Genomic DNA, 24,136 nt, shown 5'->3' on the forward strand with positions numbered 1-24,136 from the left:
GAGGTACTCTAATGTCTAATGTAGTCGCTCATTCTGAACAAGAAAATGTAATCGTTAACAGACGTCAGGTTGTCTCTGCAATGACAGCGTCACTATTAGGGTGGTCTTTCGATCTTTATGATCTTTTTCTTCTCCTTTTTGTGGCTCCCACAATTAGTGTACTATTTTTCCCTACAACCAGCCCCACGCTTTCTTTAGCTGCTGTTTATGCTTCTTTTGGGGTAACGCTTTTGATGCGGCCTCTTGGGTCGGCAATATTTGGATCTTATGCAGATAAAAACGGGCGAAAGAAAGCAATGATTGTTTCTGTGGTAGGGGTTGGTGTTAGTACAGCTGCCTTTGGTCTTTTGCCTACTGTCCCACAAATTGGTGTGACGGCTGCAATCCTTTTTTTAATTCTACGATTAGTTCAAGGGGTCTTTGTCGGCGGTGTCGTGGCATCTACACATACAATTGGAACAGAATCTGCGTCACCTAAATGGCGCGGATTGATGTCTGGTCTTATAGGTGGGGGAGGAGCCGGGTTAGGAGCATTATTCGCTTCACTAACGTTTACTATCGTTTCTGCTTTTTTTCCTGGTGAAGCGTTTAATGATTGGGGTTGGCGAGTCATGTTCTATACAGGGATTTTAGGTGCAGTAGCTGGTCTACTTGTATTTAGAACACTTAACGAGTCTCCGCTTTGGGCACAATTACGTAAAGAAAATGAAGAAAAAGGGCAAGAGGATGTAATACCGCAGTCTCCTATTAAGACCCTATTTACAAAATATTTCCGAGTTATAGCTGTGAATCTAATGATTGTTATTGGTGGTGGTTCAGGTTATTACCTTACAGCTGGTTTTATTCCCACATTTCTAAAAGTAGTTAACAATGTATCTTCAGAAGTTTTATCAGGTGTTCTCATTGTCTCAAGTATTGTCACGATAATTTCGGCTTTACTGTTCGGACAACTTAGTGAAATTATTGGAAGAAAAAAGACCTTTTTAGTTATTGGATGTTTAAATATCGTCGGACTTCCATATTTTTATCTAGCATTAGCCGATTCTGTTACAACGACTTCGATTTATTTGAATACGATGGGTCTGGTGTTTTTAGGAAATGCTGCTTATGCACCTGTGTTAATTTTTCTTAATGAACGCTTTCCTACATCAATACGGTCTACGGGTACAGGACTGTCATGGAATATGGGATTTGCAATTGGCGGTATGATGCCAACTTTCGTAACATTAGCAAGCGGTTCGATTGAAAATATACCGTACACACTTATGTATTTTGTGATTGTAATTTTTCTTGTCTACATTATTGGAAGCCTCATCGTTCCAGAAACAAAAGGCAATCTCAAATAGAAACGGGGGGATAAATAGTGATTACAAAATTAGAGATTACTAGAAATTATATTAATGGCGATTGGCAAGAAGCCAAATCTGGGGAAACGATGAAATCCGTAAATCCTGCTACAGGTGAGATTGTTGGAGAGTCACAGAAATCGGGATTAGAAGATATTAAATTGGCAATTAAATTGGCGAAGGCAGCATTTCATACATCCGACTGGCGTTCAAATTCTTCGCGACGTTCTGATGCTTTAATGCAATGGGCTTATAAATTGAAGGAAAATAGAGAAGAAATTGCTAGAATTTTAACCACAGAGAACGGAAAGCCGATAAAGGAGTCTCGTATAGAATTGGACGCCTGTATTGATACGTTAAAATATTTTGCAGGTATGGCTCGAAGTATATTTGGTAGGTCGATAAATCTTTCCTCCACGTCATATGGCATCATTGACAAAGAGCCGATTGGAGTAGTAGGGATTATTTCACCTTGGAACTGGCCGGCTATGCTAATGATTCGAGAGGTTGCTCCAGCCCTTGCTGCAGGAAACGCAGTGGTTTTAAAACCGGCAAGTCGGACACCACTTATCAGCACTGCCATTGTCAAATTAATCGAGGAAAATAGCGACTTTCCACCAGGAATTGTGAATATCGTGTCTGGTCCGGGAAAGGTTATTGGAGATGAAATGACTACAAATCCCGATGTTAATGCCATCAGCTTTACAGGTGACACGACTACTGGCAAAAACTTAATGAAAAAAGCAGCAGAAAAGGTGAAGAAACTTGCTCTTGAACTGGGGGGGAAATCTCCTAATATAATATTTCCTGATGCAAACCTAAACAAAGCAATTCAAGCCGTTGCAAAATCAGCCTTTATTACTGCCGGCCAAATGTGTTTTGCTGGATCAAGAGTGATTGTTCATGAGTCGATTCATGAAGAAGTGGTGGAAGGATTGCGTAAACAGGCTGAAAAATTGAAAGTTGGTAACGGGTTAAATGAAACAACCGATATGGGACCTGTCATCTCGGAAGAACAGCTTAATAAAATTTTGGAATATTGCGAGATTGGAAGACAAGATGCAAAACTTATTACGGGTGGTAATAGGTTGACCGGTGGAGATTACGATAAAGGGTATTATATTGAGCCAACCATTTTTGATCAGGTGCCAGTTGAATCAAGAATAGCACAAGAAGAGATTTTTGGGCCCGTGCTGGCCATACAAGTTTTTAGGGACGAGAAAGAAGCGATCTCACTTGCTAATGGAACAATTTTCGGTTTAGCTGCTGGCGTTTGGACAAAGGATGTCAACAGAGCTGTGAGAATTGCGAAAAAGGTGGAGGCCGGAACGGTTTGGATTAATACCTATAACAAAAATTACCCACAAGCAGAATTTGGGGGTTATAAAGAGAGCGGAATTGGGCGTACAAGGGGAATTGAAGGATTAATGGAATATACCGAAACAAAACATATTAATATTGAAATAGAAGAATAGGGGGGAATCTATCTATTATGTATCAATCATTTGAGTTTCATCTTCCCACAAAGATTTATTTTGGATATAACAAAATCAACGAACTTAACAATATACCTTTTAAAGTAAAACGTGCCTTTATCGTTACTGATAACGGTGTCTTAAAATCAGGGTTAATCGAAAATGTAACAAAAATCTTAGAGGACAATCACATTTCTTATGTGATTTATGATGAGGTGGAACCGGATCCGAGCGTTGAAACCGTTGACAAAGCAGCTCACGGATTTCAACAGGAAGAATGCGATGCTTTAATCGCCATTGGCGGGGGCAGTCCGATCGATACAGCCAAAGGTGTTCGTGTAATAGCTGGAAATGGAGGGAGTATTCGTGATTATGCTGGAGTAAATCTTATCAAGCAATCATCCAATATTCCTCTCATTGCAATACCTACGACATCCGGCACCGGAAGTGAAGTGACCATGTTTGCTGTTTTTTCGGATTGGGAGGAGAATCGAAAAGTTACGGTAACGAGCCCATTCATCGCACCGGATATAAGTATAGTGGACCCTAAAATGACGATGACTGCACCAACGAAAATTACAGCAGCCTCAGGATTTGATGCCTTTGCACATGGGGCAGAGTCATTTGTGTCACGGATATCCCAGCCTGCCAGTGACGCACTTGCATTATCAGCCATGCGAACTGTTAGCAAATACCTTCGTCGGGCCGTATTTAATGGAAATGATGTAGAGGCAAGGATCAAAATGGCAGAAGCTAGTCTTTTGGCCGGTATAGCATTCAATCAATCCTTCCTCGGATTAACACATGCCATTGGAAGTGCGTTAAGCGGATATGCCCATGTTAGTCACGGAGTAGCAATAGGTCTGCTTTTACCGGAGGTTATCCGCCGTAATTCGATATCCCTGGTCGATAAGCATGTTGAAATGGCGAGCGTTTTTCGAGTAACTGATCCATCGTTACCTGGTTGGAAGATTACAGACCAATTAATAGAAGATGTGACTAAATTACGAAACGATATCGGGCTTCCACAGAAATTGCAGCAGGTGGGGGTTAAAGAAGAGCAGCTTAAGGGGATCGCACACGACTCCGTGAAAAGTGGAATGTGGAAATTTAATCCTTGGCTAGCAACAGAAGAAGAGATTTTGGATCTACTGAAAAAACTGTTTTAAAGTTTGATTTTTTTATTAAAGACTATTAATTCTATTATAAAATTGGAGGTAATTGTAATGACAGAAAATATCGATAAAACTGAAGAGCTAATCCCTAGTATTGAAAAGACGACGGATGAAGTGGCATGGGACTTATATCGAAAAGCGATTCGTTTTGGGACTTGGGATCCTGCTGCTATCGATCTTAGCCAGGATAAAAGGGATTTTGAAGCGCTTGATGAAGACCTTAAAGGATATCTTATTCATTTTTGTACAGGATTTCTCGATGCTGAAGAAAATGTTGCCTTAAAGTTTTGTCCCTGGATCATGTTAGGTTCCTCTACAGAACAACAGGCATTCCTTAGTACTCAATTGCTCGAGGAATTTAAACATACTGAGTTTTTTATGCGCTATTTTAAAGAAGTAATTGGTCGTGAGCGAATTCCTTCAGTGAAAAATATGGTTCAGCAGAAACTTGATAATCGTGTAAAAGAAATGCTGAATGCTCTTGAACAAGGAGAAGAGGAACGTGAGGCTGCACTTGTAGAAGGGTTAACCCATTACCAAGGAATAATAGAAGGTGTTCAAGCGATGACTGGATATGATGTGTTTCGAGGTGTATACGGAAGTAAGGGCCTATTGCCTGGTTTGAGTGAAGGATTTGCCCGAATCAAGGAAGACGAAGGACGGCATGTAGGCTTTGGACTTCGTATGCTAAAGCTGTTTGCCCGTAAACCAGAACATGCCAAGAGAATTCGTGCGTTATACGAAGAATACCTTCCTCTTATCTTGGTTCGATATGATCAACCTGTCATTGTAGATGGTAGGGAATACCCAACTCCACCTGAAGTTCGAGGCCGTGAAAGAGTGTCTAAAATGTTAGAACGCAGACTAAAGGATATATTAGGGACTTCAGTTGCTATATAAGGAGGAGATCTTTTTTTATGAAAGCTAAGACATTTCGCACCTGGATTGAGCATCTGCAAGCAACTGATCGGTTGGCGGTAATTGACCGAAAAGTTAGCTTACAGTATGAAATCGCAAAAATAGCTAAGAAATTAGATGGCAAAAAAGCAACATACTTTACTAGTGTAGAAGATTATCAGATTCCTGTTGTATCAGGAATTTGTTCAACACGTGAAGATTTTGCAGAGGCGTTGGAAACAGACCAATATGGCGTTATTTCAAAATTTACCGAAGCAGTTGCATCTCCCGTTCCTTGTCGAGCACTAAACAAACAACAAGCGCCAATTAAAGAAAATATTATTCTGGATAATATCGATTTGATGAAGATGTTACCAATTCCGGTACACCATGAGAAAGATTCAGGTAATTACATCACAGCTGGGTTGTTTATTGTTCGGGATCCAGTAACTCGAAAGCAGAACGTTTCGATTCATCGCCTCCAAATCTCCGGGGGAAATAAGATAGGAGCCCTAATCTTGCCTCGCCATACATTTCATTTGTATAAACAGGCTGAAGAGGCGGGAAGACCACTGGAGTGTGCGATAGTAATTGGGGTCGATCCGGTGACGTTACTGGCGTCACAAGCAAGTACTCCGTTCGGGGTAGATGAACTGGAAATCTCAAGCGCCCTTCGGGGGGAACCGTTGGAAGTCGTTCGTTGTGAGACGGTAGATATCGATGTACCGGCCTACGCGGAAATAGTGTTAGAAGGAAAAATTCTTCCACATGTTCGAGAGCCTGAAGGCCCTTTTGGAGAATTCCCAAAATACTATGGACCACGCAGTGACAAAGAGGTGATTGAGATTACGGCTGTCACTCACCGTAACAACCCGATTTTTTATACCATTGTCCCTGCGGGTTACGAACATCTTTTGCTTGGTGGCATCCCTCGTGAGGCAAGTCTCTTTCAGAGCATTCGACAGACAGTTCCATCCGTAAAAGCGGTTCATATGAGCCCTGGTGGAACATGTCGGTATCATGCCATTGTTTCCATTAATAAAAGAAATGAGGGTGAAGCCAAAAATGCAATTTTAGCAGCACTTGCTAACAGTTTTGATATTAAACATGTCGTCGTAACGGATGAAGAGGTTGATATTTTTAATATGGAAGAAGTGGAATGGGCAATCGCAACCCGCTTTCAAGCAGACAGAGACTTAGTGGTAGTTCATGAAGCACAAAGTTCGAAGCTTGACCCGTCAACACGCGATGGAGTGGGCTCGAAGATGGGATTTGACTGTACAATCCCCTTAGACAGTGAAGAAATGCAATACTTGCGAGTTCAAATTCCCGGCTACAATGAATGTAATCTAGATGATTACATAAATCCTGATAAATTGATTCAATCAGTTCATCTTGAAGGAGATATAGACTTCTAAAAAATATGAAAAAATTGTGGCTGACTCAAAAGGCTTAGTGCTTGACCTTTTGGTGTCAGCCTTTTCAACATGGGTAATCAAAAAAACACTTCGCTCATTTCCTACAAGTTATCATTCATATTCTCCTCTATTCAATGTGATTGTAAGCAAACCTGTACAAAAAGTATTAGTCAAACTTTTGAATTCATGTTGAACAGTATGCCTTTGATTCACTGGGTAAAAAAGACCTGCAAAGTCTCTTGAAAAATAAACGGCTTCATGCTTTATTTTTTTCCTTTAAAACCACTATCAAAACAACTAAACTACCTTTTCTAGATGGAATTATAAGGAACAGGAAGCCTAGGTTTTTTTATAAATGGAACTTGGCTTGTTTTTTGCAGTTTTAATAGATTCAATATAGGTACATTGTTTGAACTAAGGAAAATATTGATATGAGGAAAGTGAAATATTGAATACCAAAAGTAAGTTATCGATTATTATGTCTATTAATAAATTTAAAGATGCATTCTTAATTTTAAAATCATTTTTTGAAACATAACTCTTCTATCATATGTTATTTTAGTAAAGTAATATAAAGCGAGGGGGTATTCATGATGGAAGGTATAGGGAGTTTAAAATTGTCAGCAGAAATTTAACAGTCTAGGGAGTAGATTCAGAGGTGTTTAAAATATGCATCATGGGGTGCAAAAAAATAGAGCTTGTTAAAGAAAATAGAAAATATGTATTAAGCTGATATTTCTATAGTTGTGTAGCAGTGAAGGGTGACTACTCGATTGTAAATCTATATCTTATCGAATAATCGTAAAGGGTGTGGGGGCCTTGGAATCAACTGACTCAAGGATAATACCCGCAACAGCCTCCATGCTAAAAAACCACAACTGGCCTTTCTTAGAATTAAAAAACGAGTAAAAAGTGATTTAGATAAGATAAGCACAACTCAAGGGGAAAAGGAGAGATGTAAAATGAATTTAGGTACATTATTCGATTTTGCAGTTGAGCGCTACCCAAACCATATCGCTTTAGTTCAAGACCAAAAACGCTATACTTATGTCCAATTACAACAGGAAATAGAAAAAATTGCAGCCTCTTTACAGCGTCTAGGCATTCAGAAGCAGGATCGTGTTGTAGTCATCTTAAAGAACCGAGTTGAAAATGTAATCATTTATTGGGCATTACAAAAACTTGGTGCGATCTATACTCCGCTTAATGACCGATTATCCACTAAAGAGGTCGAGTATTGTGTAAACGATGCTGAAGCGAAAGCTGTCGTCTATGAATCAGCCAGTCAAAATGCCGTATTAGGATCGAACTTTTCTGAAAGGCCAATTTTGATAGGTGATGAGAATTATATTGGTGTAGATATTTCTTATCCTGAACTAGTAGACCGAAGCCCAGGTAGCTATCAAAAGCCTACTTTAGATGAAAATGATATTTCGATCATGTTATACACGTCAGGAACAACAGGACGTCCAAAGGGAGTACCACGTACCCATAGGAATGAATATGCCTCAGCGATGGCACATATCGTCCAAAACCAGTACAAGTTGTGGGAAAGTACACTAGGAGTAATGCCGCTTTATTATACAATGGGCGTTCGTTCACTGCTTACCATGGCGTTATTAAATGGAAAAATTGCTATTTTGCCAGACTTTGATTCTGGAGATGCTCTTGAGATTATTTACAGAGAAAGAATCACTTCCCTTTATTTAATCCCTACGCTTTATCATGATATGCTAACACATCCAGACTTCAATAAATATGACCTATCCAAGCTTGAAAAAGTTGGATATGCAGGTGCTGCAATGACCACTACATTAGTAAATCAATGTGTGAAGTTACTTAAACCAAAGGTATTTGTAAATCATTACGGCAGTACAGAAGTATATACGTTTTCTATTTGTCCTAATGTATCTGAAAAGCCAGGCAGTGTAGGTAAACCAGGTATTCACCAAAATCTTCGTATTGTAAAAGCAGATCCCGACGGTCGTTCTACTCCCGAAGATATAGTTGGGAAAAAAGAAATTGGTGAAATAATTTCAAATTTAGATTCCATTGAAGCATTTAAGGGGTATTGGAATCGCCCTGATGCTACTGTTAAAGCGATGCGCAATGGTTGGTATTTTACAGGAGATATTGGTTTTCTTGATGAAGACGGCGATTTATTCGTTGTTGGTCGGCTTGACGATATGATTATCTCTGAGGGAGAAAATATTCATCCATTAGAAATTGAAGATTGTCTGTCACAACATCCAAACGTTTTGGAAGCTATTGTTATTGGAGAGCAGGATGATCGATTGGGACAAATCGTATCCGCCTATATTGTCTCTAAAAACGAAACGGTTACAGCACAAGAGTTAGATGAGTTTTGTAAAAGGTATCCTAACATGTCGAACTATAAAAGACCAAGAAAGTATACATTTGTTAAGGAAATGCCAAAAAACCCCGTTGGAAAAATCCTACGCCGAAAATTACGTGAGGGTGATTTTGAGGCACTACAAAATCAAAGCGATTCTGTAGGCTGATATAAAATAAATCTCTCCGCTGAGAGTGTTGAAAAAGATGTATTTTCTAACTCTAGTGAAGTGGTTAAATTTTTATAACTCTCATCTTAAAAAATTAAAACTAATTATTTCTGAATATTTTTATAATAGATTTACATAGAAGTAAAGAGGTGTCCTATGGCAGAGCTGCTAATTGTTGATACAGACCTAAGCTGTATAAGCAATATTCGTCATATTATTGAAAATAGCGACTATAACTTTCTTCGTATTTATGAAGCTAATAACGCACAACGGGCTATGATGATGCTTAAACAATCCCGTCCAAGTGCGCTTATAATGGATGTTTCACTTCCGAACATGGATGGCATAGATTTTGGAAAAAACGTACTACTTATCTATCCAGACTTACCCATCATTGCAATTACTGGGTTAAAAATGTTTGAAATCGTCCAATCAGCCATTAATGCGGGTTTTTCAGCTTATTTATTGAAACCGCTTACTAAAAACCAGCTTTTGAACATATTCGATCGTGTTTTAAGACCAATAATTAAAATGGAAATAAGTCAGACGGTTAAAAATGAAGGTGAATTCGAATTAGATTTAAGAAAACCGATTCAAAGTGCCGTACAATACATTCAGTTACATTACAATGAATGTCTTACTCTTAAAAATATTGCTGATAAGGTTTATTTAAGCCCATCCTACTTTAGTAAATCTTTTAAGGAAGAAATAGGGATGACATTTGTAGAATACTTATCTTGGATTCGTGTTCAGAAGGCAAAAAATATGTTAAGAATGATTTCACTACCAATTGATGTTATTGCTAATAACACCGGTTTTGCAAATTCCAGTTACTTTGCAACAACATTCAAGAAAATAGAAGGAAAAACTCCAACTCAGTATCGAGAGCATTTTTTCTGGGAAAGAAAAAAAGATATCAATTGAAAAAAATATTTTTTCACTTTGGGAGGGGTGGTTATGATTACCATAATAAATGAGATGGACAGGTGTGTCAGAGAAAAGAAAAGAGGAATTCTGGCCACTGTCATACGTGTCGAAGGTTCAACCTACCAGAAAGAAGGGGCAAAATGTTTTTTTGCTGAAGATGGAGAGTTAATAGGCTTGTTAAGTGGAGGATGTGTGGAAGGTGATGTCCTTGAGCATGGAAAAGAAGTTTTACAGACAGAAAAACCCAAAAAAATCCATTACGATTTCAGAGGCGAAGAAGACCAAATTTGGGGCTTGGGTGTAGGGTGTAATGGAGCCATTGAGATTTTTATAGAGCTATTTGATCCTGTTGGTCACCATGAAAGAAGTAAGTTAATGAGAGAGGCTTTTACAACAAGTCAGCCCATTATCATAGCAACCATAACTCGTGATGAAGAAGAATCTAAGATCGGTGAGAGATGGGTTCACTCCAATTTACAAATTGGGGAACCAATGGATCTCAAGATGAAAGATAACAGTGAAGTCTTCTATGACCATATTACGCCGGTTCCTACCCTTTACATATTTGGTGCAGGACCAGACGCTGTTCCATTGGTGAAGACGGTTAAAAATTTAGGCTGGACTGTAAATGTATTAGATCACCGACCGGGCTTTGTTAATAAAAGAAATTTTCCCTTAGCCGATGAATTAATATGCTATGAACGAGACCACCCCACTTCCGTTCCATTAAGTGAACATAGTTATGCTATTGTGATGAGCCACAATTTTACTCAAGACCAATTGGTTCTAAAATCGTTGTTACATTCATCGGTACCCTATATCGGAGTGTTAGGACCAACAACCAGAACAAACCAGTTGCTCCACGGTTTCACTATTGATGAAATACAGTTAAACCGTATTTATAGTCCTATAGGCCTTGATATTGGTGCAAAAACTCCTGAGGAAATTGCTATCAGTATTGCTGCAGAATTGGTTAATGTTCATCGTGGTGGTAATTCGATGCATTTAAAACAAACGAAGGGTAAGGAACTTTTGTACACCTCTAGAGATCATAGGAGAGTGATTGCTTATCAATGATAAGAATCATGAAGTCTGGGGGATCATTTTAGCTTCGGGCTTATCAACCAGAATGGGTACTCCAAAAATGCTTTTGCCCTATCAACAAAAAACACTAGTTCTTCATGTCATCGAAACGTGTTTACACTCAGTACTTGATGGGGTGGTTGTTGTGATAAATCCAAAAGTGAATGGGTTGGTAGAGGCGGTATCTGTTCCTGGTATAAAACAAGTGGTAGAGAATCATGATTCACATTTAGGTATGTCTACTTCGATTAAAGTCGGACTGGAAGCTTTACCCCAACAAGTAGAGGCCATGGTTATTCTTTTAGGCGATCAGCCTGAAATGGATGAAGGCTCAATAAACAGAATTGTTGAAACCTACCAAGTAAAGAATAGGCCATCCATCGTTCAGTCGGTTTTTTTTAACAACGAGAAGGGGCATCCTGTTTTATTCAAACGAGTTATGTTTCATCATCTTTTACAGGTAGAAGGAGATAGTGGTGGAAAGTCCGTCATTCAAAAGTTTAGCAGGGAAGTTGTATATGCACCAATGAATCAGCACATTATTCCGGATGTTGACACAATAGACGATTATCAAAGATTGATTAAAAAGAGGGGGGTTGTACATGACAAAGGTAATAGGTAAGTCTGCTACGAGGGTGGAGGACAAACGGCTACTAACCGGTCAAGGAACTTATATTGATGATCTTGGTAACACAACAAATACAGGCTATGCGGCAATTTTACGTAGTCCACATCCTCATGCTTATATAATATCCATAGACGCAACCGAAGCGGTAAAAATGCAGGGAGTAAAGGGAGTAGTAACCGGTCAAGACATAAAAGACCATGTAAAACCATTTAGTGTTGGGGTTACGGCACCAGTTAAGTACTTTCCTCTTGCCATCGAAAAGGTGAGGTATGTTGGAGAACCTGTTGCCATTGTAGTTGCCAAGGATCGTTATACTGCCGAAGACGCAATGGAAAAGATTAAAGTTTCTTATAAACAGTTACCAGCCATTGTAGATATTGAGAAAACGGTACAAGAGGATGCACCGATCTTACATGAAAATGTTGGGTCGAATATCGCCAATCATCGTCAATTCCATTATGGAGATGTAGACAAAGCCTTTAAAGAAGCAGATCATATCGTCAAGCATAAATATAAGTTTCCGAAATATACGGCTACCCCTGTTGAAACATATGGTGTGGTTGCAAACTATGATTCTGCTCATAATCAGTATAATGTTCATGCTAATTTTCATGGACCCTTTATTATTCAGGCAATCATGGCTCAATCCTTACAAGTCCCCAGCAATAAATTAAGACTGATCATTCCAAAGGATATTGGGGGAAGTTATGGAATAAAGGCAGGGCTTTTCCCATATATCGTTCTTTGTTCCATCACAAGTAAACTTCTCGGCTGTCCAGTTAAATGGATAGAAGATCGACAGGAACATCTTTCATCAAGTGCGAGCGGAACAGATCGCGTGACCTACATTGAAGCCGCAGTCAAAAATGATGGCAAGGTCACCGGTTTAAGAATGAAATTGATGGATAATGTTGGTGCTTATATTCGCGCACCAGAACCAGCCTGCTTATACCGTAACCATGCCAACTCAACCGGGGCATACGATATACCAAATTTAAATATTGAAGCGTTTGCAGTCATGACAAACAAGTCACCTACCGGGTTAATCCGTGGTTACGGGGGACAGGAGCATTACTTTGCCCTCGAAAGAATTATGCAGCTTATTGCAAAAGAACTTTCTTTGGACCACTCTGAAGTGATTAGAAAAAACCTGATTAAAAAACAACAATTTCCATTCACAACAGCTTCGGGTGGAATTTACGACAGTGGGGATTATGAGAATTCATTTGAACTCGCCCTTTTAACGGGGAAATATGAGAACTTTAGAAAAAAACAAGCAGAAGCGCGTAAAAACGGAAAAATTTTAGGCGTCGGCCTTGCATGTATCGTCGAACCATCCGGATCAAATATGGGATATATCACGGTTGCCTTAACACCAGAAGAAAGAGCGAAATCCTTACCGAAATCAGGGGCATCAGAAGCGGCTACTGTTTCAATGGATCCCTTAGGAAGTGTAAACGTGAGAATTAGCACTGCACCAACAGGTCAAGGACACGAAACTGTGGCAGCCCAAATTGTATCTGAAGTTTTAGGGATACCAAGGGAACAAATAAATATAATCGCTGAACTTGATACAGCGACTAGTCCTTGGTCCATCGCTTCAGGAAGCTATTCAAGTCGGTTTGCCTCGTTAGGTTCAAGCGCTATTTATTATGCAGCCCAAAAGGTAAGGAAAAAACTTTTTAACATTACTGCCTCTCAACTTGGTGTAGACGTCTCTGAGCTCGAGCTGGGAGAGGGTTTCATTTACGTAAGGGATAATCCTACTAAAAAGTTTCCTATCAAGCGCCTTGCAGGTCTAGCACATTGGAATCCGCTTGCATTACCTGAAGGAATGGAACCAGGAATCTATGAAACTCATTATTATACACCTCAGGCTGCAGAACCACCGGATGATAACGACCTGATCAATTCCTCTGTCACATACGGATTTGTTGCGGATATGGTGACCGTGGAAATTGATCCGGATACAGCAGAAGTGAAAATACTAGATTATTTCACCGTTCATGATGCTGGAAAGCTTTTAAATCCGTTGATTGCTGATGGACAAATCATGGGTGGTCTGGCTCATGGTGTTGGTGGCGCTTTATACGAGGAATTAGCTTATGACAAGAATGGACAGTTCTTAACGGGGTCATTTATGGATTATTTATGCCCAACTGCTCCAGAAATCCCTAATGTAACGATTAAACATACGGAGTCTCCGTCCCCTCTTACTCCTTTAGGAGCCAAAGGCTTGGGTGAAGGGAATACCATGAGTGCACCGGTGGCGATTGCCAATGCCGTAAGTGATGCCTTAGCCCATTTAGATATTATAATCGATGAGCTACCATTAAGTCCTAATCGCATTTGGAAGTTACTCAGTGAGGCAAAGGAAAAAGTGACAGCTCCTTAAACAAATATTCTGAATCTCATAAAAATAGGATTACCGAAGGGGAGGGGAAATATGAAACCACCAAAGTTTGATTACTATAAACCTACCACACTAAAAGAAGCATTGAATCTTTTAGAAGAAGCCGGTGAAGATGGAAAGATCATTGCCGGTGGGCAAAGCTTAGTTCCCATTATGAATATGCGACTTGCATCACCCAAGTGCTTAATTGATATTAATGGCTTAACAGAACTAGATTATATTAAAAATGATGAAAATCAAAATCTACTTCAAATAGGAACTTTAACAAGACAAAGTAAAGTAGAAGAATCTGAAATGGTAGCCAATACCTGCGGTCTATTAACCGACGCAATTACCCAAATTGGACATGTGCAAACAAGGAATAGGGGAACTATAGGTGGAAGCATTGTTCATGCCGATCCAAGTGCCGAGCTCCCGCTTGCCTTGCTAACACTGAACGGTTCAGTGGAAATTGCATCAAAGGATGAGGTTCGAAACGTTAGTGCAGAAGATTTCTTTGTTACTTATTTGACGACAGATATTATCCCTACAGAAATCTTAACGGAGATTAATATTCCAATCATTGGAGGTAGACGAGGGTATTCGTTTCAGGAAATTGCCAGGAGGCATGGGGACTTCGCGTTAGTTGCTGCTTCTTGCTATATGACAGTTGATGATCATGACAAGATTTCATCCATAAGATTAGCCCTTGGCGGAGTTGAGGCCATTCCTTTGTTAATAGAGGATGCAGAAGACTTCATGATAGGGGAAACACTGTCCGATTCTTTGCTAGGAAAAATAGTCGAAAGTGTAGAATTAGCAGTTGAGCCCGAATCAGATCTTCATGCTTCAGCAGAGTATCGAACACATCTTGCTAAAGTTTTAACGAAGCGTACGTTAACACAAGCCTATGAAAGGGCAAGGAGGTAGAGAAATGGGACGTCATCAAGTGGAAGTAACTATTAATGGCAAAGTCTATCAAGAAGAAGTGGAATCACGAATGCTGTTAAGTGATTTTATCCGAGATGTATGCGGACTGACTGGAACACATGTTGGATGTGAACACGGTGTTTGTGGTGCTTGTACCGTACACGTAAATGGCACAGCTGTGAGAAGTTGTCTCATGTTTGCTGTACAAATAGATGGGGACGAAATTAAAACCGTTGAAGGGTTAGCAAATAATGGTGAGTTGACAGATCTACAGAAAAACTTTGTCGAATGCCACGGTCTTCAATGTGGATTTTGTACACCAGGTATCTTAATGTCTACAACAGATTATCTTGAAAAAAAGCCAGATCCATCTACCAAGGAAATCAAAGAAATGCTTTCTGGCCACTTATGCCGCTGCACGGGGTATGCCGGTATCATTAATGCCATCGAGAAAACGATTGTAAATAAAAAAACAGCGATCTCATCTTAAATAGAAAAGGGGAAATAACAAATGACTATAACAGAACAAACGTATGACCATATTCGGGTAGAGAAAAATGCAGAAAAACAAACGGCAACAATCGTGTTCGATCGTCCAGAGAAAATGAATTATATCAGTATGCTCGGCAGAGAACAGCTGACAGAGATTTTTGATGGTTTGAATCAAGATGATGAAGTGCGTGTCATTATCCTCAAAGGAGCAGGAGATGTATGCTTTAGTGCAGGAGGAAGCATCCCAGAATTTATGGCGACCCATCAAGAAAAGCTTTCCCATTTAGCCGAAAACGTGGCTGCTCCTGAACGCTCTCCAAAACCTGTCATCGCTCAGCTGCAGGGGTATACGTTCGGTGTAGGCCTAGAACTTGCGATGGCCTGTGATTTCAGGATTGCACGGGAAGATACCCTGCTTGCCCTTCCAGAAATGAACCTAGGAATGATTCCTGGGAGCGGAGGTACACAGAGAATTGCAAAGATTGTGGGCTTAACAAGAGCAAAGGACATGATCATGCGTGCCAGAAAAATTCCTGCAAATGAAGCGTATCAATGGGGTCTATTAACACAAGTAGTGTCCAAAGGGGACCTTCAACAAACAGTGGATTCGTTAGTTGAGGAGCTTGTTCAATTTTCTCCGCTTGCTCAGCGTGTTGCAAAAGAGGTGTTGAACGCTTCTGAAGAAAGTCCGCTGGGAGTCGGATTGAAAATGGAAGGGAAAGCCTACGGCCTCCTTCGCACAACAGAAGACTTTAAAGAAGGCGTAGATGCGTTCGTCGAAAAGAGAAAACCTATTTTTAAAGGAAAGTAAATAATGGATAGTAAGTCAACTGAGGTGTTGAGAAACCCCTGAATCCGTTCTTTCCCAGCTTGTAGAGAAAGCGTGGTATTACTCTCTACAAGCTTTTTTTGTTCCTTTTGACTTCCTTACAAGGACTTACACCTTTGAATATTTAAAATAATCAAAAAGAAAAATCTTCTATCCTTAGTTGACCAATGAACTATCGAATGATATACAGTTATACCTATTTGAAGAGTAATAATATTATTGTTTTAAGAGGTTGTTTACTCTAATGATATTATTCACGATGGTGTTTATTAGGTTAATTTTCATATCCGTTCTCATATATAAGAGCTTCATTTCTACACATCTATTTAACAAGAAACAATTCCAAATATCCTTAATCTGTTCGAAAAGAATGAAAAAAGGTGATATACATGAACTGGTTAGATTGTATTGAACAAAATGTTCCTGTCGTTCAAAGTGCAGATCCTATCTGGAAAGCGGCTGAATTCATGAAGTCTTCACAATTAAATGAGATCCCTGTTTTGTCGGGTCAAAATTTCATAGGAATAATTCATGCAAGGGATTTACTAAATACTGATTCAGACCGATTCGTCGAAGAGTACATTGATAAAGACTGTGTTTCAGTCGACGGGACGGAAGTGATTTACGGCTTACCGTGTTCCAACACCCACCAAATTATTCCTGTTGTAAAGGGTGGAATTTATTACGGCAGTATCAAATGGAATGAGATTCATCGTTGCCTGCAGGAAGAATTAAATCAGTTAATGCTCGTTATAGACAATTCTTATGATGGAATATTGATAACAGATGAGACAGGATATATTCTGCATATCAATAAGGAGTTTGAACAGATCACTTTGCTGAACAAGGAGGTAATGGTCGGGGCGCACATGAACGATATGGTGGATAAAGGCCTATTTCTGAATGATTCTGTGGTGATGAAGACGCTACAATCAGGAAGATCCTATACAAACGTTCAGAAGTATAAAAATACTGGAATATATACTCTGGTTACAGCTACGCCGGTTTGCAACCAAAAAGGAGAATTGATCCGGGTTCTGGCAAACGTCAGGGACGTCTCGGACTTAACTAGACTTCAGGAGCAACTTGCTGAATCCAAGAATTTACCTTCGCGCTACCAAACCGAGCTCAAACAGGTGCGCATTCAAAATATAACAAGTTCAGGAGAAGTGATAGCCTATAGCCAAGAAATGCTAGATGTCCTTGATCTTGTCTATCATGTTGCATCATCCGATTCTACTATATTATTGCTGGGGGAATCTGGAGTTGGGAAAGAGGTCATTGGCAAAGTGCTACATGAAAACAGCTTGCGTTTTGAAAAAGGATTATTCGTGAAAGTAAACTGTGGAGCGATTCCTCCTAATCTATTAGAGGCAGAGTTGTTCGGATATGAACAGGGTGCTTTTACAGGGGCAAAAAAGGCAGGTAAGCAGGGTATTTTTGAATTGGCCAATAACGGAACTCTTTTCCTTGACGAAATCGGAGAGTTGCCATTAGACATGCAGGTAAAATTCCTGCGGGTTCTTCAGGAACAGGAACTTATCCGAGTTGGAGGAACACAAACGATCAAAATTAATGTAAGGGTTATTGCTGCAACCAATCGAAACCTGGAAAGAATGGTGGAGGAAGGAACATTTAGGCTAGATCTCTATTATAGGTTGAATATCATACCAATAACAATTCCGCCACTAAGGGAAAGAAAGGATGATATTACTCCGCTACTTGGTTATTTTTTGAAGAAATTTAATGAGAAACATCAATATTCAAAACGCTTATCAAAAGAAGTTGTGGATCAATTGTTAATGTATAAATTTCCCGGGAATGTTCGGGAGTTATCCAATATAGTGGAACGACTAGTGCTTACCTGCCGTGCCAAGGTCATTAAATTGAAGCATATTCCAAATATAGTAAGTGAATGTAACGAGATAGAAAATAAACTGAAGGTTCAAGAAGGTAAACCTGAGGTAGACTTGCAAATCCTCAAGCTGTCTTGTTACGGTCCTGCAGAAGGAGGCAACCTGGTCGATCTGGAAAAGGAAGCGCTAATCCAAGCCCTAAAAAAATACGGATCAGTGCGAAAAGCTGGTAAGGCCATAGGTGTCACTCATACAATGGTTCTCAAAAAGATGAAAGAGTTTGGGGTTACCCTCAATGCGATACGCTAAAGAACTATGTACATTACTATTCTAATTATTGTTCGTTTTGGATCCGGTTATATATTGAGATTCATATTCGTCGTTGTTTTGTTCTGCTTGTCGTACATTTCTTTTGTACTGTATAGAGAAGCCGTTTCAGAAAGGGCTAACAGGTGACACATAAGCGTTACTGGAAATGGTTTATAACTATACAATTTGGATCGTAGGAGGAGCACATGGAGTTTACGAGGATACCTGATTTAGAATTATATCGGACAATTGTAGAGAATTTTCATGATGGAATTTTGGCGATGAATCAGGAAGGGAAAATTCTATTGGTCAATCAGTCCATGCTTAAATTAAGTGGTTTACCTCGCGAAGCTTATGCTGGGCGGAATATAAGGGATATTGTGGAAAGTGGAATCTTCCAAAAAGAATCTGTCACATTGAGGGCTATTCAGGAAAAACAAACGGTGACCGATTTCCAACAGTATCAGAACGGAAGGACTGTCTTGGTTACTGCAATTCCTATCTTTGATGGAGGAAACCGTTTGATTCGGGTGTTATCCATCACCCATGATATAACCGATCAGATAATTATGAAGAAAAAGGTAGAAGAAATAGAGAGGCTTTCAGCAAAATATTATATGGAACTTTTATCACTTCGACAGCACCATTCCAAAAGGGGAATCATCACCGCTAACCGGATGATGAAGGAAATTATCGACCTTATTCACCATATCGGTCCAACTGACTCAACAGTACTTCTGTTGGGTGAATCTGGAGTAGGAAAAGATGTCTTGGCTAGGGAAATTCATGAGACAAGTAAGCGGAAAGATTCCGGAGCCTTCATCAAAGTGAACTGCGGGGCCATCCCTAAGGATCTCTTGGAATCTGAGTTCTTTGGCTATGATACCGGTGCCTTCACCGGTGCAAAGAAGGATGGGAAGCCAGGATTATTTGAACTTGCTGATCAAGGAACCTTATTTTTGGATGAAATCGGGGAGTTTCCCTTATATCTTCAGGCAAAACTTTTAAGTGTGCTACAAGACCAGCAGTTTACCCGGGTCGGTGGAACGAAGGTGATTCAGGTCAATGTAAGAATTGTGGCAGCGACCAATAGGGATTTAGAATCTATGGTCCTGAGAGGAGAATTTCGGGAAGACCTATATTACCGATTGAACGTCATCCCTATCCAGACTCCAGCATTGAGGGAACGAAAGGATGATATCCCCTTGTTAATCGGCCATTTTCTCCAAAAATTTAATGAGGAATATAATAAGAATAAATCATTTACGATGGATGCTATGGATATTCTTTGCGCATATCACTGGCCAGGCAACATCCGAGAATTGTCAAATATTATAGAGCGACTTGTCCTAACCACTAAAAACGATGTAATAGAACCGAAGGATTTGCCTATTGCAAAACAACATACGGGAGTCAGTCTATCAAAACTCTTAAGAAATGAGGATACCAAAAGTAACTTATTTAAGTCTGTGGAGAAAAATCTAATCGAGAGCATGATTCAGCGGGAAGGGAGTATTCGCAAGGCTGCCAAGGTATTGGGAGTTTCGCATACGACCTTAATCCGCAAAATGAAAAAACATGGTCTATAACGTCTACTCAAAGGGGGAAAGTCTCATCTTCTCCAGGGTCTAAGATGGAAAAGATAGTCGTTGTACACTCTCAGCTAGATGAAGTCCCTAAAGTGTTATGTCGAAGTAAATGACTAAAAAATTAAATAGTCATATTTCTTTATTCATTAATATAAGCGTACTCTCTGCTAGTCTACTTTCTTAATTGAGGAACTTGCCCTCCTTGACCCTGCACCCCTGCCATCCACACTGAAGAAAGATGGTTGCCGTAAACTTACCCGATGAGTGAACACTTGGATCTACTCCAGCGAAGGCAACCAGTTTTTTCGGATGATTAAACCGATCGATTTCACCAATTTCAGAGATAATCGTGGCTGCGATTTTTTCTCCTATACCGAAAATCGATTGGATGATCTTATATACCAGGGACACCTTTCTGATTTGGAAAATCGTATAGTGGCCCTGGCAAACACTTGGCTCTCTGGCTGGCATCCCGAATTAACAAAGTTCAAACGGAAGGGGATCGGAAATACTCTGCTTGTACCTATACAGAGCGTATTAAGTTTGGCAGGGGTTTCGGATCTGAAGAAGATGTGGGAAATCCATGAAGAAAAAGGGGGAAGTAGTCACGTAGCTGCTCAAGAAGTATCTGAACGTTGTAGGTTAGCTTCACCGATAGAATTGTTGCCTTTGAATGTCGAGCAAATTTTAATTCATGATGAGTTAGACCGCCATGTTCCAGTTGATTTGAGTGTTGAGTATCATCGTAGGGCTATTAAACAGGGCGATTTTACTTTGTCTGAAGAAATTCTAGAGGAAAAAAAGGAATATGACACCATAATTGAAGATTATCCTGACGTTAGTGGTCGCTATGACAATTGCGGTAAAGCTTAGTTTGAAAGTTCGGTTAAATATATTCGGAAATGCAGAGAGTGTGGCATGAAGAAATCGATTTAACCCTAGTAAGAAAGAAGTAAAAATCGTTTAGATTGGATCATCTACATTACCATTATTACCTTGTTTTGCTAAGCACTTCCTATAATATACCCCTAAAAAAAGCAATGTTTCTCAAGTTCGAGAAATTCATTGCTTTTTTCGACTTGCCCGAACCTCTGTGTAATCTGTCTGTTTTCACATCCATGAGGTGACTTTATTGTTGAGGAAGGTTTAGGGCTGTATTTGCTGTATTTAAATCAACTTGTAATTGTTCACTTAAATCATGTGGATGATAGTAACCTTTTGAAATCATATAGTTACTTATCTCTCCGTGTCTTTCTACAGCGACACGAAGCTGTTCTCTTAAGGCTGCTTTCAATTCAGGTGTTTTTGTTTCTGTAATGGCAAAAGCAAGATTTCTAATTCCTGATTTTGCGGATATTAAGAAGTCCGTTGCAATCACCTGATCAGTCATGCCACCCATCCCCGCCATATTTTGCAAGAAATTTGTCATTACTGTTCCCCTCGATTCGTCAGAATTTCCTGGAGTGTTTGAATATCTTGTGTCCCAGTGCTCATGTCTTTTAATAGAATATTTTGTAGTTCTGTATCCTGCACTAAACTGCTCATTGTAGAGGACTTTGTTAGACAAAGACTCTTGAAAGTTAAAATTTCGTGCGCCTCTAAAGTCTCATGCAGTCCTAAATTTTTCGTCATGATTTTTCACTCCATTTCTTTGAGAATTCACTTACATATCTTTCGTAATACAAAAGTTTTTATACATCATCATTTGCAAAGGTAACGTGTATTTTGCGAAATAAACTACCTATCGGTCAATATTCCGTATAACAAACAGATGAACTGGGAAAGGTATTTTTGTTATATAGATTAGGGAGGTGCACGTATGGAAAATGAAAGCTTGGCATTTCATGAAACCATGGAAACGCATGAAATTTTAAATTTTAAAACAATCGGTTTAATGAGATCAAAATTAATGCAAGGAATTTGCTTTGACAATGACTTAAAAGCATTAATGGAAAAAGACGTACAACAATCTATAGCTGCTATAAACGAGCTAAAGGGATTTTATACAGAAGCCCGAACAAACTATGAAAAATGAGGTGAAATTTAAATGGAAATGGATTTTTTAGATCCTCAAGGCGCTGAACATATGCCGGAAATGGCTGATTCCTCTTTCGCGCTAGATTTTCTACTCTCTATCAAAAGTGGGATTCATACTTATGGTATTGCATTATCTGAAACAGCGAATCCCGCATTGAGAAAAGCATTGTACCAGCAAATGGAGCAATCTATTGACTTACATGGTGAGTTATCCGATTTAATGATCAGGAAGGGATGGCTTTATCCGAACGATGTAGGTAAACAGGTGGAATTAGATTTGAAATCAGCCGATATGGCGGTTAGTATCGCTGGAATGAATCTTTTCCCGAATGATACTGACAGACTCGGCATGTTCGCAACGCCGAATAAATAAAGGAGGAAAAGCATCATGAAAGCCGTAACTTACCAGGGCAATAAAAATGTACAGGTTAAAGAAGTTAAAGACCCTAACATCAAAAATTCGGATGATATTATTGTAAAAGTCACTACTTCAGCGATTTGCGGCTCCGATTTGCACTTAATTCATCAATTAATTCCCAATATGCCTACAGATTATGTGATTGGTCATGAGCCGATGGGGGTTGTTGAGGAAGTTGGACCAGGGGTAACTAAGTTAAAGAAGGGAGACCGGGTCATTATCCCCTTTAACGTTAGCTGCGGGAGCTGCTGGTATTGCGACAACGACCTTACAAGTCAGTGCGATAATTCAAATCCTCATGGGGAAATGGGTGGTTTTTTTGGATACTCAGAAACAACTGGTGGGTATGCGGGCGGGCAAGCTGAATATATGCGTGTTCCTTATGGAAACTTTACCCCTTTCAAAATCCCAGAAGACTGCGAGGTAGAAGATGAAAAATTGGTGTTGCTCGCTGATGCAGCATCCACAGCATTCTGGAGTGTAGATCACGCAGGTGTCAAATCTGGCGATACGGTTATCGTTTTAGGCTGTGGTCCTGTAGGTCTACTCACTCAAAAATTCGCTTGGTTTAAAGGGGCGAAAAGAGTGATTGCAGTCGACCATCTAGATTATCGTTTAGAGCATGCAAAAAGGACGAATAAAGTCGAAACCGTAAATTTTGCACAATATGAAAATACTGGTGAATACCTTAAAGAACTCACTAAAGGTGGTGCAGATATCGTTATTGACTGTTCCGGGATGAGTGGCAAAATGACTCCGATGGAATATCTTGCATCGGGTCTTAAATTACATGGGGGAGCCATGGGAGGGATTGTAATTGCGTCCCAAGCCGTGCGTAAGGCGGGAACCATACAGATAACAGGCGTTTATGGCGGCCGTTATAATGGATTCCCCCTAGGTGATATTTTCCAAAGAAACGTGGATATTAAAACCGGACAGGCTCCTGTTATTCCTTATATGCCCTACCTTTATAAACTAATATCAGAAGGAAAAGTAGATCCTGGCGATGTTGTAACCCATGTACTTCCAATTGACCAAGCAAAGCATGGGTATGAAGTGTTTGATACAAGGACAGATGGATGTATTAAAGTGGTCCTTAAGCCATAAAGATTGTTGTTTTCATTTGGGGTAAAATAGATTTTACAACTATGGAAATGGACTATGAGTAAGGAGGGAAGGTATCAAACCCTTTTTGGAGTAATTTTTACTTCTGGATGAAATATGAATAGAAGAAGATTTTAGAAAAGTGAACTACCTGACTTGAGAGCTACATTTACCTTATTCAAATTAAGCACCAGAAAAGACGATTTTGCCCACGTTAAGGGAAAATCGTTTTTTTTGTGCTCTAAGCTATCTTTTTTTCATTAAGTAAAACCCACGACCTACAAAAACTATAAAGGGCAAATTAGTTATAGGGTTTTTGTTATTTTTTACTTTTTTCGTTTGGATTTATCACATATACTTTTTCTTTTCTTTGGAGAACAATATCAGAAAAGATTATAGCAGTAAGTGAATTCATTCAGCGAATCATTCGGCATATACTCTTTCATAGTAAAATCCCTATCAATTGGATAGGGATTTTAGTTTGTTATTTTGATTTAGCAAATGTTTTTTTGCAAATCCAAATCCAATCGACCCATCATCTTTCAAAATAAGAGAAGCATCAAAAGGCTTCTTTTCTTTTGCCTTTGGTTTCATCCCTTTGATCACACTTGTTTTCTTCTTGGTGCATAAATCACTTTCTTTAATGCATTTGAGATGGGAATGTCTGTTTACATCCACTTGCATATTCCGGAAATTTGATCAAAGCGAT

At 39.5% G+C, this 24,136-nt stretch carries 21 protein-coding genes and 1 pseudogene; 19 read left to right on the forward strand and 3 right to left on the reverse strand.

Annotated features, from left to right (window positions below; all coding sequences use genetic code 11):
- Positions 1-11 precede the first annotated feature (11 nt).
- The 15 genes from ACDZ29_RS22840 to ACDZ29_RS22910 all read left to right on the forward strand — a co-directional run bounded on the left by ACDZ29_RS22840 (position 12) and on the right by ACDZ29_RS22910 (position 19,868).
- Positions 12-1,346, forward strand: a complete 1,335-nt coding sequence (locus ACDZ29_RS22840) for an MFS transporter (RefSeq protein WP_375088765.1) — start codon at positions 12-14, stop codon at positions 1,344-1,346.
- Between the two features lie 17 nt (positions 1,347-1,363).
- On the forward strand, positions 1,364-2,821 hold the full coding sequence (locus ACDZ29_RS22845; RefSeq protein WP_375088766.1) for an aldehyde dehydrogenase family protein: 1,458 nt from the start codon (positions 1,364-1,366) through the stop codon (positions 2,819-2,821).
- A gap of 17 nt (positions 2,822-2,838) precedes the next feature.
- Entirely contained in the window at positions 2,839-3,990 is a 1,152-nt protein-coding gene (locus ACDZ29_RS22850; protein WP_375088767.1) for an iron-containing alcohol dehydrogenase, read from the forward strand.
- A gap of 57 nt (positions 3,991-4,047) precedes the next feature.
- A complete protein-coding gene (locus tag ACDZ29_RS22855) occupies positions 4,048-4,896 on the forward strand; it encodes a R2-like ligand-binding oxidase (RefSeq protein WP_375088768.1) in 849 nt (282 codons plus the stop codon).
- A gap of 17 nt (positions 4,897-4,913) precedes the next feature.
- The gene (locus ACDZ29_RS22860; protein WP_144553663.1) at positions 4,914-6,311 is read left to right on the forward strand and encodes a UbiD family decarboxylase; all 1,398 of its coding nucleotides are present in this window, start codon (positions 4,914-4,916) and stop codon (positions 6,309-6,311) included.
- Positions 6,312-7,273: 962 nt separating this feature from the next.
- Positions 7,274-8,833, forward strand: coding sequence for an AMP-binding protein (locus ACDZ29_RS22865; RefSeq protein ID WP_375088769.1), 1,560 nt, complete (start codon positions 7,274-7,276; stop codon positions 8,831-8,833).
- 156 nt (positions 8,834-8,989) lie between these two features.
- Positions 8,990-9,757: a helix-turn-helix domain-containing protein gene (locus ACDZ29_RS22870; RefSeq protein WP_375088770.1), complete on the forward strand. Its 768-nt coding sequence runs from the start codon at positions 8,990-8,992 to the stop codon at positions 9,755-9,757.
- Between the two features lie 33 nt (positions 9,758-9,790).
- The gene (locus ACDZ29_RS22875; RefSeq protein WP_144553657.1) at positions 9,791-10,837 is read left to right on the forward strand and encodes an XdhC family protein; all 1,047 of its coding nucleotides are present in this window, start codon (positions 9,791-9,793) and stop codon (positions 10,835-10,837) included.
- 52 nt (positions 10,838-10,889) lie between these two features.
- Complete coding sequence (locus tag ACDZ29_RS22880) at positions 10,890-11,465, forward strand: NTP transferase domain-containing protein (protein WP_375088771.1); 576 nt, start codon at positions 10,890-10,892, stop codon at positions 11,463-11,465.
- Positions 11,446-13,866 (forward strand): xanthine dehydrogenase family protein molybdopterin-binding subunit, encoded by a 2,421-nt coding sequence (locus ACDZ29_RS22885; RefSeq protein ID WP_375088772.1) that lies wholly within the window; start codon positions 11,446-11,448, stop codon positions 13,864-13,866. Before ACDZ29_RS22880 ends, ACDZ29_RS22885 begins: the two co-directional genes overlap by 20 nt.
- Positions 13,867-13,917: 51 nt before the next feature.
- Positions 13,918-14,793: a xanthine dehydrogenase family protein subunit M gene (locus ACDZ29_RS22890; RefSeq protein WP_144553651.1), complete on the forward strand. Its 876-nt coding sequence runs from the start codon at positions 13,918-13,920 to the stop codon at positions 14,791-14,793.
- 4 nt (positions 14,794-14,797) lie between these two features.
- Positions 14,798-15,283 (forward strand): (2Fe-2S)-binding protein, encoded by a 486-nt coding sequence (locus tag ACDZ29_RS22895; protein WP_375088773.1) that lies wholly within the window; start codon positions 14,798-14,800, stop codon positions 15,281-15,283.
- A gap of 21 nt (positions 15,284-15,304) precedes the next feature.
- Positions 15,305-16,096 (forward strand): enoyl-CoA hydratase/isomerase family protein, encoded by a 792-nt coding sequence (locus ACDZ29_RS22900; protein WP_101225175.1) that lies wholly within the window; start codon positions 15,305-15,307, stop codon positions 16,094-16,096.
- Positions 16,097-16,503: 407 nt separating this feature from the next.
- Entirely contained in the window at positions 16,504-18,279 is a 1,776-nt protein-coding gene (locus ACDZ29_RS22905; RefSeq protein WP_375088774.1) for a sigma 54-interacting transcriptional regulator, read from the forward strand.
- Between the two features lie 206 nt (positions 18,280-18,485).
- Entirely contained in the window at positions 18,486-19,868 is a 1,383-nt protein-coding gene (locus tag ACDZ29_RS22910) for a sigma-54 interaction domain-containing protein (RefSeq protein WP_375088775.1), read from the forward strand.
- 237 nt (positions 19,869-20,105) lie between these two features.
- Here the strand turns inward: ACDZ29_RS22910 and ACDZ29_RS22915 are convergent.
- Positions 20,106-20,267, reverse strand: a pseudogene (locus ACDZ29_RS22915) (transposase); the annotation flags it as partial.
- 171 nt (positions 20,268-20,438) lie between these two features.
- Here ACDZ29_RS22915 and ACDZ29_RS22920 point away from each other — a divergent pair.
- On the forward strand, positions 20,439-20,741 hold the full coding sequence (locus ACDZ29_RS22920) for a hypothetical protein (protein ID WP_375088776.1): 303 nt from the start codon (positions 20,439-20,441) through the stop codon (positions 20,739-20,741).
- A gap of 256 nt (positions 20,742-20,997) precedes the next feature.
- On the opposite strand, the gene ACDZ29_RS22925 is transcribed toward ACDZ29_RS22920, so the two are convergent.
- Positions 20,998-21,297: a spore coat protein gene (locus tag ACDZ29_RS22925; protein ID WP_048682429.1), complete on the reverse strand. Its 300-nt coding sequence runs from the start codon at positions 21,295-21,297 to the stop codon at positions 20,998-21,000.
- Between the two features lie 390 nt (positions 21,298-21,687).
- On the opposite strand from ACDZ29_RS22925, the gene ACDZ29_RS22930 reads away from it, so the two are divergent.
- From ACDZ29_RS22930 to ACDZ29_RS22940, 3 genes are read left to right on the forward strand one after another with little or no spacing between them, the layout of a single operon-like run.
- Complete coding sequence (locus ACDZ29_RS22930) at positions 21,688-21,903, forward strand: hypothetical protein (RefSeq protein WP_056519692.1); 216 nt, start codon at positions 21,688-21,690, stop codon at positions 21,901-21,903.
- A gap of 12 nt (positions 21,904-21,915) precedes the next feature.
- The gene (locus ACDZ29_RS22935; RefSeq protein ID WP_048682441.1) at positions 21,916-22,278 is read left to right on the forward strand and encodes a spore coat protein; all 363 of its coding nucleotides are present in this window, start codon (positions 21,916-21,918) and stop codon (positions 22,276-22,278) included.
- 15 nt (positions 22,279-22,293) lie between these two features.
- Positions 22,294-23,430 (forward strand): zinc-dependent alcohol dehydrogenase, encoded by a 1,137-nt coding sequence (locus tag ACDZ29_RS22940; protein WP_375088777.1) that lies wholly within the window; start codon positions 22,294-22,296, stop codon positions 23,428-23,430.
- Between the two features lie 456 nt (positions 23,431-23,886).
- Here the strand turns inward: ACDZ29_RS22940 and ACDZ29_RS22945 are convergent, their stop codons facing one another.
- Complete coding sequence (locus tag ACDZ29_RS22945) at positions 23,887-24,111, reverse strand: topoisomerase C-terminal repeat-containing protein (RefSeq protein WP_375088778.1); 225 nt, start codon at positions 24,109-24,111, stop codon at positions 23,887-23,889.
- Positions 24,112-24,136 lie beyond the last annotated feature (25 nt).

Origin of the sequence: Peribacillus sp. RS7, from assembly GCF_041956845.1 — a bacterium.
Lineage (GTDB): Bacteria > Bacillota > Bacilli > Bacillales > DSM-1321 > Peribacillus.